The organism is Enterococcus sp. AZ196 (assembly GCF_050498845.1).
GTDB classification, from domain to species: Bacteria; Bacillota; Bacilli; order Lactobacillales; family Enterococcaceae; genus Enterococcus_A; species Enterococcus_A murrayae.
On record NZ_JBIPAM010000001.1, the window covers coordinates 2,734,776 to 2,747,502 of the forward strand.

7 protein-coding genes are annotated in these 12,727 nt (G+C 38.9%); all 7 read left to right on the forward strand.

All coding sequences use genetic code 11. The features are described from left to right. Positions 1 to 33: 33 nt before the first annotated feature. The 7 genes from IGI67_RS13160 (at position 34) to IGI67_RS13190 (ending at position 12,691) form a co-directional block, all read left to right on the forward strand. Entirely contained in the window at positions 34 to 4,674 is a 4,641-nt protein-coding gene (locus tag IGI67_RS13160) for a SpaA isopeptide-forming pilin-related protein (RefSeq protein ID WP_429958007.1), read from the forward strand. Then, the gene (locus IGI67_RS13165; protein WP_429958008.1) at positions 4,675 to 5,376 is read left to right on the forward strand and encodes a pilin N-terminal domain-containing protein; all 702 of its coding nucleotides are present in this window, start codon (positions 4,675 to 4,677) and stop codon (positions 5,374 to 5,376) included. 74 nt (positions 5,377 to 5,450) lie between these two features. Beyond that, a complete protein-coding gene (locus tag IGI67_RS13170; RefSeq protein ID WP_429958009.1) occupies positions 5,451 to 7,208 on the forward strand; it encodes a class C sortase in 1,758 nt (585 codons plus the stop codon). A gap of 61 nt (positions 7,209 to 7,269) precedes the next feature. Continuing rightward, complete coding sequence (locus IGI67_RS13175; protein WP_429958010.1) at positions 7,270 to 9,555, forward strand: glucosaminidase domain-containing protein; 2,286 nt, start codon at positions 7,270 to 7,272, stop codon at positions 9,553 to 9,555. A 69-nt stretch (positions 9,556 to 9,624) separates the two neighbouring features. Continuing rightward, a complete protein-coding gene (lepB, locus tag IGI67_RS13180) occupies positions 9,625 to 10,200 on the forward strand; it encodes a signal peptidase I (protein WP_429958011.1) in 576 nt (191 codons plus the stop codon). Between the two features lie 28 nt (positions 10,201 to 10,228). Beyond that, positions 10,229 to 11,008, forward strand: coding sequence for a hypothetical protein (locus tag IGI67_RS13185; protein WP_429958012.1), 780 nt, complete (start codon positions 10,229 to 10,231; stop codon positions 11,006 to 11,008). Further along, complete coding sequence (locus tag IGI67_RS13190; RefSeq protein WP_429958013.1) at positions 11,009 to 12,691, forward strand: hypothetical protein; 1,683 nt, start codon at positions 11,009 to 11,011, stop codon at positions 12,689 to 12,691. Positions 12,692 to 12,727: the final 36 nt, after the last annotated feature.

Sequence of the window (12,727 nt, forward strand, 5' to 3'; positions counted from 1 at the left end):
TCTTAAAAGGACAACGGAAAGGAACGGAAGACGATGAGAAAACCGATTCAATTAAAACGCATGGTTCCCCTCCTTCTTCCTGTCGTGTTGATAATAGGAGTTCTTTTCTTCTATTACCAAGGAAAAGCCCTGAAAGCATCAGCACCTGACCCGTTGGTCAGTGTTACAGTAGATAAAAAAGCCGTAGAAAAGGATTCTTTGGAGACGGACAAAGAAACTGTCGAACTCACCTTGAAGGCGAAAGATACCGATGTTTTTGAGATACCGTATGATGATACCGTTTCGGTTGTCCCTTTGAATGAAGAGGGACAAGAAATTGCTTACCCTCAGTTGGATTCTTCCGATTTCAAAAAGAGTGACGCACTGAAACTATTTGAAGACAGAGTAAAAACGGTACAATCCAGCAGCAACTCTTCCGAAAAGGACGAGCAGGAAAGTAGCATAAAAGAAGAAAATAAACGACTTCCATATTATCAGGTTCGTAAAGAAGAAGGAAAAGGTTCTTTCTATTTTGAACTAGAGAAAGATCAAGAGCAGCGTGTTCGTCTCACTCGTTTGACAAAGAAAGAAAAATCCGTCGATCTGAAGTCGTTGAAAGATACAAATAGGACACAACCGATTGTAGTGTTTCAGGCAACCAAAGTGTTGAAAGAACCAGAATCAAAACTTTCAGCGAATCCTGAAGAAGCAATTAATCTAGATGAGCAACCAGAAACAAGCGACATATCGAAAAGTGAAACTGAAGAAGAAAGTACAGATACTGAAAAAGACAAAGCACCGATAAACCCACAAGCAATCAGTACGACAAAGCCTTTCGACGTAGCGGTTGATGTCGGAAAAAAAACAGGTGTGAGCCCGTTTGACAAGAAAAATGAACCTGGGTACGACACTTCTGAAACGAACGATGTTGTTCGGACATTTGATCAGGTTGTTTATGAATTTACTATGAGTATTCAAAATATGTCGTCAAAGTACACATCTTTGAAAGTTCGTTTGGATGAAGAAATTTCTGATGCATGGAGAGCTGATAAATCTGGAAAAATGCGTCAAACTGCTGAATTCGCAAATGGAAATGTAGTGAATGTCAATAGTACAACCAAAAAATCCACGCGAAGCACTTGGGCATTGGTGGAGAAGTCAACTGCACAGGTGAAATTTACAGAAACTGTTAATACTTATGGTGGAGTAAATGGTGATAACATTAATCCTAATTTTGTAATCACTATAGAAAGTGCTGTTACCTCATCCGGGGTTACAGAAGAAATTAATCAAGTAATTGATTCTAGTGTAGCACCTGTATTGTCTGAAAAGACTAAAGTAGTACTGAGTGCAAAACCAAATGTAGACATAAAACTAGCTTGGAATAGTAATAGAATGACTACATTTGAGAAGGCCACTGGAACAAAAGATAAAGAGAATACGATGATTACCAATGTTGCAGCATATGCAAAATTAAAACCCCTTCCTGATAGAGCGGATACTACACCTATTAAGGGCTCAACATTTCCTGTAGGTGGAATTAAATACAAGATAGATCAAAAGATGATCTATAAAGCATCAAATAGTAGTTCATCGAAAATTTTGAATATAGGAACCGATACTGAACCAATGGAAGTGGTTGCTTTTGATGGCTTAACAGGATGGAACTTCATTAACAAAACATTTACAGATGATTATCAAAAATATTCACCAAATTTCAATGGAGTAATAAGGCAAGGTTTGAGAGCCCCCGTTGGATATACAAATCCCAGCGAAACAAACACAATATTAAGAGGGATTTATAACACTGGAAATCCTAAGGCAACTAATAGTCTAGATCATAGTATAGAAGTAACAAATACCGACTATGTTCCCGCTTCTATTGGTAAAGATAAATGGTATTTGAATGGTAATACAATGGGGAGCAATGAGGAACCGTTTTCGGTGATTGCGATGCAAACCACCTTTCCGTATGATTATCTAGAAAAAAATTATGGAGAAGAAGCTCATATAAACTATCATTTAGAAGTGACTGAGGTGGAGTATGAAAATACTAAGCAATCAGTAGATTCATCCATTGATATGATATGGTACAAGAAGTGGCCTGGTGGTATAGAAACATATTCTTCATTTACCGATAAAGATTCAAGAGGGCTAAATTCTGGTAAAGATAGAGATTGGGTTAGTGTTGGCGATGGGAATACAGCAAAAAATAACGAAATTTATGCAAGTTCATATGCATCTTTTGTAGATTTAGAGGCTGATGAATCAGTATTATATAGTAGATGGAATTCTAACACATTAAAATTTGATGATACACGTCCTGTTAGAATTTCAGAAGAAGGAGCCAAAAAGATACAAACATTTTATGGTGTTGGAAGAGCTTTTCCTAATGTTAATGCGAGACTAAAAGAGGTTATTGATAAAGAATATTCATGGTATGAGTCGCCTGAAGAAGCTTCAGAAAAAGGGGAAATAAGTGCAGTAAAGACAACTTATAAAGTAACTGACGCTTCGGGTACTGGAAAACCAAGGATAATGACTCCTTTAATAGCAATGGGTAAAAAAGGTGCGACAGATGATTCCGGGAACGGGAATATACTTTTAACAAATGTTTTCAATTATAAAAATGATGGAGAAAAATTGACTAGTAGTTTCCCGACAATTTCAAAGGCAGATTATAAGGCAACTAAGTATGACGAAGATGGGAAGAAAACGGCAGATCATGCCCCAATGTCTAGTTATGGAGATACTCTCTATATTTCTAATATGACAATCAGACCTACGATTAATTCCAATAAAAATACGTTTTCTCCTGATGACAGAATTACTTGGACAGTAGATGCAAATGTAGATAGCGGGTCTGACAAAAATCATAAAATTCAATTAGATGTAACAATTCCTAAAGAAACAGACTATATTCCAGGAACGGCAAAAGACTATCAAAATAACGTTCTAAGAGATCCTCTTTTTGTCGACAATAAAGATGGAACTAAGACCTTAAGATGGGTATTAGATTATAAAGTAGAGACTCCTGCATACAAACCAACTGTATCATTTGATACAAAAATTGTTTCATCTAGATTAAGTTTCAATGGAAGTTCCACCTCGTTACATTCAGAAGTAGTTGCTGGTGTGTGTCTAGAAGAAGATGAAAATGTTAAAGATGACTCTGATGAGAAGAAATTTCGAACGAGCGTAAAAGACGTGGTAGTTACCAATTCGGGAGTAATGATAGTAGATAAAGAAGTAGACAAACCTTATATAGAAAGTGGAAATAAGATTGACCCAGCAAATCCTTTGAATGAGTCACCAACAGATTTTACGTATACAATTTCGTTTAAGAATCATAGTTCGTCTGATATGAGTGAAGTAAGGGTTCTTGATGTACTTCCATATATGGGAGACGGCAGGGGAACTCAATTTGATGGTGCTTACACTACAATAGCTGCAGAATTGACGGGGGGGACAGGTGAAATTTGGTACAGCAAGAGTGGTTCTTATACACCTGAAACAAACCCGAATGGTATTCCTTTAACTTATGGATGGTATAAGTTGGGTTCTGATATGACTGAACTGAAAGATGCCAAAGCTATAATGGTTTTATGTGACACTGTTAAGTCTAGTGAGTCATTAAGTCTTAATGTAACATTACGTCCGGACAGACAAAAGCCAGGAAATAAGTATGTCAATTCAGCGTCTTTAAATTCTATTTTGCAAAAGCATGTTCAAGGGGTACCAAGTACGGTTCAGGTATACGGACGTGATCTCTCTGGGGTGGCTTGGTATGACGATAATTTAGATGGATTGATCGGAAACAAACCCGCTGGTGGCGCAGAGGAATGGGCGAAAGATATCCCTGTGAAGTTATACCGTACCAGTATTGAAGTACCTACCTATAAGAAAGAATTAGTGAAGGAAAGTTTAACAGGTGAGAAATTCATTGATGCCTCTGGAAATTCACTGAAGAAAACAGACGCAAATGGGAAGTACCTGTTTGAAAACCTTCCAGAAGGAGAGTATGTTGCTGAATTCACGATTGGAGACAAAGTGATCCAACGAGAAGTGCGCGTCACTAAACAGTTGGAAGGATCTGATCCAACAAAGAATTCGAAAGCAGATAAGGAGTCTTATCAAACGCCAGAGTATAAGCAACCAATTCTAAGTGAAGTTGCTGGTTTGGGTGCGACAGATTCGAAGAATCATGTCACAGATGTCAACCTTGGCTTAATTCGGCCATCCACAATTCGTCTATTCAAGTACGCAACAGGTACTGCCATTGACGCAAATCAAGATGGCAAACTAAGCGAGGCAGAAAAAGCAACAGGAACACCGCTAAAAGATGCTGAGTTTGAAGTCTATGAAGGGGATGCGAAGACTCCTTTTGCGACAGAAACAACAGATGGTAGTGGTTACTTGAATTTTGTGAAGCTGTTTCCTGGAGAGCATACTCTAATAGAAACCAAAGCGCCTAGCGGCTATGAATTGATCAAATCACCGATTAAAGTCACGATAACAGAAGGAAATCAAACCATTAAGGTCTACCAAGAGGACGATAAGAAAGCAGATCTGCCATTTACTGGTGGAAATGGACCAATGTTTGCTATTTTATTAGCTGCAAGCGGTGCGCTTATCCTAGGCTTTGGTTACATGCTTTGGTATTATCGCATGCCTAAGAGGAAAGGAGGAAGGTAAATGAACAAGTTCTTCAAACTAGGATTTATCTTTCTCCTGATTTTTGGAACATTCGGTTTATTCGGGAAATCAGTTCAAGCCGATGAAACTGCTGAGGGATACTCAATCTCAATTGTCAAGTATCGATTAGAAGATCCGCAAATCGTCGAAAACCAGTTACCACTAGATGGAACTAAAGCAGGAGAAGTCAAAGATACGAACGGAAAGACTCTTGAACCCCTAAAAGGGGTTTCCTATGAGATCACACGTGTTTCACCTGTTCAAGGGACGACTGATTTTGAACCCGTTATCGGGGATTCGGCATTCTCCACAACAGTAACAACGGATGACGCTGGTTTAGCTCGTGTGACAAATCTGGCTCAAGGAACATATCGAGTTGTAGAAAAGGATCATGAGTTGCTAAAAAAACCAATGGAACCAGTTATCTTAGAGCTTCCTTTACCCCAAAGAACAGGAGAAGCCTTGAATGAGGTCTATCTGTACCCGAAATCTAGTGTTATCACAAAAAGTGATTCACCGGGTGGAACGATAGACAAAACGAAAGGTGTTGGGACTAGAAATGCTACTGGGAAAAACGAACGATTACCACAAACCAGTGGAAATATCGGTTCTTATCACTCATTATTACTTGTTTTGAGCTTCATTCTGATCATGACGTTGATTGGCTTTCGGGTCATGAAAACAAAGAAGTTTGATTTTTGATGGAAGAAGAGCAACTAGAGCATCAGGGGTTGCTCTTTCTTTCATAAATTTGCGAAATAGAAGGATGGCTGAGCATGAAGAAACAACCGAATAATAAGCGAAATACCTTTATTATGAGCTTTGCCATTTTTATGATTGTTGCTGGCGTCATTGTATTGATGTATCCGATTGTTGGAAATTATCTAGCCAATCGTGAACGCAGTGCAGCAAGCACCTCATACGATAATGCCCTTAAGAAAATGTCGGCGAAAGAGAAAAAGGAACAATATAACTTAGCTAAGGTTTACAACAACTATATTTTTGAAAAGCAACAAGGAAAACATACAGAACCCATGGTTTACAAAAATATTATCAAAAATGATTCTGGTGTTATGGGAACGATCGATATTCCCGGGATCGATATCAAGCAAATGCCATTTTATCATGGTACTTCCTTTAAAACGTTGGATAAAGGGTTGGGTCATTTAGAACAATCATCGATACCGATAGGTGGCAAAGACACACGAGCTGTAATTACAGGCCATAGCGGTGTTCAAAACCAGATCCTGTTTACAGATATAAAAAACTTAGAGGAAGGCGATATCTTCTACATCAATATTTTAGGGAAACGATTGGCATATCAAATTGAATCCTTTGAGGAAATATTACCTAGTGAAGCAGAAAAAGTAAAAATCGTACCTGGAAAGGATATGGTGACGCTCTTAACGTGTACCCCGCCGGGGATTAATACCTATCGGTTATTAGTAAATGGCCATCGTATTCCTTATAAAGATGCTCAAAAACAAAAAATTAACAAACGAAATTTATGGAGCTATCAGAACGTTGTGTTAGCAACCATTATTATAAATGTACTCTTATTCCTCGTGTTAATCACAATCTATCGTTTCCATGTCAAACGATTCAGATCCGATAATCCGCTTGTGGTAAACAAAGCACGGAAGAATTTGCGCCGCTTATTCAGAGTAACGAAAATCTATTTCGTGTTGATTTTTGTTGCCATGATGACGGTACTGGCAGTAGCGGCTTACGGTTATGTTCAGATGCAAGAAGATACTTCTTTAGGAGCCGTGGATGTTGGGCAAAGTGAAACCTTGAGTACTTTCAACTTAGATAAAATCAACCGGGCAAATTATGCCGAGAAACAGATCGCGAGTGTCAACGTCGCAAATTACGCGGAGGCTCGCGGGAATAGTTTTGAGACCACCAATAATTGGGGGATAGGAAAACTCAATATCCCAAAGGTTGACGTTGATCTGCCTATTTTAGCTGGGATCGCCAATCAAAACCTGTTGACAGGTGCGGCGACCTATCGGTCGGATCAACAACTCGGAAAAGGCAATTATGTTTTATTGGCACACAATATTTTTGAAACAGACGTATTGCTTCATCGAATTAAACAGTTGAATCTTGGTGATAAGATTTATGCCACAGATTTTAAAGATATCTATACCTATGATGTTTCGTTGAATAAGGTGATTGAAGAAACGGAAGTTTCTTATATTGATGCGAAAACAAAAGACGGCAAACAGACCATAACTTTGCTTCGATGTGAAGGGGATATTGGTACAATCTATCGTCGCGTAGTTCAAGGAAAATTGACAGATGTCCAACCCATCAATGGAGCAAATGAACAGCTGTTGAAACAACTAGAAATCAAAGAGGACGACCAAAAAGAATCTTCTGGAAAGATTTTAAAAGAGCGAAGAGTCTTGCCCTTTACGCAGTTCGCAATGTTGATCGCTGCAAAATTTGTTTCAGAACCGCTTCAAACAATGGTTCCGATGTTTCTCTTCTTTCTATTACCCATTTTATTCTTCAGTCTTATTCGCTAAAAGAGCGTAGAGACTGCAATGCTTGAGCGTTTAAGTTAAATTCAGGAAGGAAATTCAATTCATGAAAAAGATAATGATAGGTGTTTTTGGCATTTTGGTATTGATAGGTGGCATAGCAAGTTTACGAAGCGGCGCATTAAAAGCCGGAGAATTAAATAGAAGCGCTCCTTCAATCATAGAAACTGAAACAACAGAAAGTACGTATTCTGTTCCCGAAAATAATGTTTCTTCAGTTAATGAAGAAATTGTGGAAAGTGAAGGACCTGTCATAGAAGCTGAGCGCGAAACACCGATGGCTGAGCCAAGTGTTTCGATAGAACAATCAGGAAATCCAGAAAGCACTGTGTCTTCAGAAGCGCCCCCTTCTGAAGGAAGTACGAGTAACACGTCAACTAATCCAAGTACAACGGTGCCGTCGTCAAGCTCTAGTTCTTCGAGTAGTTCGTCGAATTCAAGTGGCTCTTCCAGTACAGGGACAACCTCATCAAGTTCGTCAACACCGAAACCGACGCAGCCAAGTACGACAACACCAAGCAGTACAAAACCAAGTGGAACAACACCGAGTAGCGTAACACCAACGCAACCGTCGACCAGTCAGCCAACAGGTAAACCAACACAACCAGTGGCTCCTGCACCGGTACCGACGGTACCAGATTCACCGGATGCGGCAACAAATGTGACGCCCAATGTATCAAGTGTTCAAGCAAATCCAACCTTTACACCAACTGTTCCAGAAGCATTTTCAGAAAAAAGTACCTTGAATTTGCCAAGCGAGTTAAAAGCCACTGGAGTAGCTCAGTCTGACCTAAAAGGGTTTGAGTTGCCATTATTGAGCCGACTGAAAGAAAAAGCTCATGGAGCATTGATCTATGAAGGGATTAAGCAAGTGGGGATTGAACAAGAAGAAACCTACGATGTGAAGCAACTGGTAACAACTCTTTATAAAGAGCTGTATGCAATTGAACCTTCTGGAACACCAAAAAAGATGCCAGAGGAACTTCAAATTGGTAGTTTGTTGTACCGAAAAGAGAAGGACCAAACGGTTTTACTCGGTATCTATATTGGAGAAGACTACTACTTATCTGTGAACGATGTTGAAGTGACAGAGGAAACCATGGATACAGAGAACAAAACCACCAGTGAATCTGTTACGCCAGAAAAAGCGATGAAAGTGGGCACTGGCGCTACGAAAGTGAAAAAGAGAGAGAAAACAAAGAGAGTAAACAAGCGATCAACGGAAGAAACGACATTAGCGAACTCAGAAGAAAAAGAAACACAACGCCAAGTTGTAGTTGAATCCATTGATTTAGATGAGGATCTATTGGTTCAAGAAATTCCAGAAGTGACATTGACGGAATATGGTGAAGAAGTATTAAAAGACTACCCGGCAGCTATGAATTTTACGGAAAATGAACGTGCGAAAAACTTCATTGAAAAAGTTGGCGAAGATGCGCAGAAATTGGGGCAGGAATACGACGTATTCGCTTCAGTAATGATCGCCCAAGCACTATTAGAAAGTGGTTCTGGTACGAGTGGTTTATCCTTACCACCAAATCATAATCTATTCGGTGTAAAAGGTTCATACCAAGGCCAATCAATTTCAATGGCCACACAAGAAGACAGAGGCAATGGTGAACTGTATTCCATCAATTCAGCTTTTCGTAAGTATCCAAATTTTGCGGCGTCATTAGGGGATTATGTGGAACTTCTGCGTGGAGGTATCTCGGGAAATGCTAGCTATTATGAAAAGACTTGGCGTTCAAAAGCTAAGAACTATCTTCGTACAACGGATGCATTGACAGGTACTTACGCGACAGATACGACATATGGGAAAAAATTAAACTCTATTATTGCCTTGTATCATTTGACACAATATGACCAAGTAAAAACCACTGAGAGTAATTCAGGAGTTTTCATTAAGGGAAAAGATGAGATTCCAGAAGAGTACCGTAGCCGTATGAAATACCCAGACTACAATGGGGTGGATTATAATGCTTCAGGGTCTTATCCTGTTGGTCAATGTACGTGGTATGCCTTTAACCGTGTCAATCAACTAGGAAAAACTGTGGACGATTACATGGGCAATGGCGGACAATGGGCAACTAAGGGAAAAGCCTTAGGTTATGAAGTCAGTCAAAAACCAAAAGCGGGTTGGCTGATCTCTTTCAAACCAGGAGTCGCAGGTTCTGATGCTCGGTATGGTCATGTAGCTTTTGTGGAAGTTGTTCGACCAGAAGGGATCTTAATTTCCGAAGGAAATGTCTATGGTGGAACAATCATTTCTTATCGAGTGATTGATAGCAGTCTAGCAACTTCTGATCAAGTTTCCTACATCAAAGCAAAATAATCGAATGAAGAAGTGAATAATAAGTCAGATAGTTTCTGACAATTTAGTGTATAAGGAGCACTGTAACTTATGGCAACTGTTCGATCACGTCAAGAAAAGGTAGAAAAACTGCCTCAGCGTTCGATCGCAAAAAGTCTGATACTCACTATATTAACGCTATTGGTTCTGATTGCGCTGATTGGAACGGGAATGCTTGCACGCAAAGAGTATAGTTTCCACCCAATCTCAGGTACGTCGATGCAGCCAGCGTTATCAGAAAAAGACATGGTATTAGTAAAAAGAAAAGGCTCTATCTTGCGGTATGATGTGATCGCTTTTTCTGTTAAAGGAGAAAGTGGCAAGTTCGTTAAACGAGTCATCGGATTACCTGGAGATCGCATGTTTATCCGTAATGATCGAATGGTCTTAAGCATTGGTTCCCAGGGAGATTTTGAAACAACTTATACCTTTCAATTAGCGCCAGCTGTAGCAGAAGAATTTCAGGAGCTAACAAAAATTCCCGAAGGGTTCTACTTTACAACAGGAGATCACATTGATGTCTCGAAAGATAGTCGAACCTTTGGGTTTGTTCAAAAAAGAAATATCGAGGGAACCGTTCAATTTCACCTCCCGTCTTTATTGAAAAAGCAGGCGGAAACGGAATGAGAAAGAAAAACCTGCTGGAGGAAAGAACATGATAGTAGAAATTTTGGAAATAGTGAGTGGCACCATAGCTATCGGAGTGATCATTTTGATGCTCTTGCGCATTAATCTGGATAGACGCTTTTCAGCTATTCAAAGAGAAGAAGGACAATCTTCTTTGTTTCAACGAAAGATGACTTATGTGAAGAAAATCGAACAAGAAAAGCATATTCATACGTTAATTCGTGGGTGCTTATTGCTGGGAGTCACGATAGTAATAATTGTCAGTGCCCTAGTGATTCTGGTGGATACAAATCAAAAGATGAAAAAGCAGACGAATAAACTAACAGATAGGATCGAAGTGTTGGAGCAACGACAACAACAATTAGCCGCCAGTATTCCATTGAAAAAGTATCCAGAAAAAGGGATTGGCCTAAAAGACTATGAGTGGAAAAAGCTAATAGGAGAAAGCAAGGATTCATCCATTCAGAAGCAGATTGAAGACGATCTTTCAAAGCAAACAATTTCCTTTTTTGGTGCTGTGGAACCGACGGTTTCCTTAGCTGTACCTAAAACAATCTCGCTTCAACTGAAGAGTCAAACAGAGGATGATACAGGCAAAGAAGCGATTAAAAAAAATATTGAAGCTTTTGCAAAAGAAGCAGAATCAATACCAGAATTGACAGACATACATGTGCGAATGGTCACCTCTGTCGGTAAATCAAAAAAAGTGATCTACAATGTCAATTATTCACGTGAAAAACCGGGAGAGTCATTCAAGAAAATGAATGTTTCCGAACAGAATCTTAAGAACGATGGTGGGAAAGGCTAAATGGCAGAGAAAAAGAGACGATGGCTTTCAACCGATGCGTTGAAGGAATTTATCAATGAAATTTCAGAAGAAGAGTTACAAGCGGAAGAGCGCTTCAATGAGAAGTTAGACAGTCTAGAGGACCCTTTGGATATACAAGAAAGATTAAATCGGACACTTTTCCAACGAGATCAATTGATAAAAGAACGGGATGAATGGATCAGAATCAATCATAAGAATCAAGAACGAATCAATGTCTTAGAAGAACAGATTCAAAAAATTCAGACAGAAGATGAACAAAAGAAAAAGGAGCGATCTTCAGAACAGGAAATTGTTTTGATGGGAACAATTAGACGTCTTGAAGAAGAATTGGCTACGTTAAAAAGAGAACGATTGATTCATATCCAAGAACTGGAAAACGAAAAAGAAGAATTAAAAGAACGATTAGATGTTGAACAAACTCACTTTGAAGAGGAATTGAATGATCGAAACGAGCATTGGAAACATAAATTGGAAGAAGCAGAAACAGAGAAAGTGACGATCGAGAAGACATTGGAAACCCTTCAACAACAGTTAGTAGAAAAGGAACAAGAACGTGAAGAATTAACGAACAAGTTGAAAGAGTTGGAAGCAGAAAAAGGTGTCCCGATCGATGAACTAATGAGTGAGCTCGAAGAGCTGAAACAAGACTATCAGTCAGCTCAAAAAAAAAATAGTGACTATGAAAAAGAAGTGGAGCAGTTCAAAAGAGAAGCTCTGGAAAACCAAGAAAAGTTGGAAAAATTTACAAAAAATCTTGAAAGAATAAACGAGCAAGAAAAAGAAATACAGCGATTAGTATCTGAAAAAAAGATATTGGAAGATACGCATCAACAGTTACATAAAGCACATCAAATAGAAAGTCAAAAAAAGGCAGAGCTTAGAGTAGAAAATGACGTGTTACTTGAGCTGATCGAAAAGAAAGACCGAGAGCTACAAGCCTATCAAAACAATGAAACAAAATTAAATCAACTTTTAGAGGAACGATTGATTGAGAACAATCAATTAGAAGTGGAGGATTCACAAATGGAAGCTGGCGAACAAGGACAAATACAAGAAGAGGTAAAAGAAGCACCAGAGCAAGAGTCCACAGAGATGACCGAAGATGTGGAAAAATTAGTGGCCGAAAAAGAGGCACTTAATAGCGCCTTGTTTGATGCCCATGAAGAGATTTCAAAATTTGAAGAGAAAATGGCCCATCTGGAAGAGCTTGAAGCGGAAAAAGAAACATTGGAACATCGTCTGGAAAATGCACAAGCGGAATTATCAGATTTGCAAGAACAAAAAGTAGAAGAAGAAAGTTTGGAATTGCTTCAAACAAAGGAACAAGTGAAAGAATTACTTGATAAAAATGAGCAATTAAAAAAAGAAGTGGTGCAATCGCAACAAGAAATTGGAGAAGTTCTAATCTCTGCCAAGAAACAAGCGAATCGAACAATTGAAGAGGCACAGGCAGAAGCGAAACATATGATCAATTCGGCAGAACTAGAGCTGGAAACAATTGGTAACCGAGCAAAAAAAATTCTGATCGAGGTCTCTGAATCTAGAAAAAGTGTTCTTTCCATTTATGATGAGTTGGAATTTAAGGTGGAATCTCTCTCAAATGGAACGTTATTAAAAGAAATCAAAAAGAAAAAACAAGAAGAAGGTAATCGACTGTTTTGATTCCAGTAGTAACATGTGTAGAGAAAAAATTTTGCG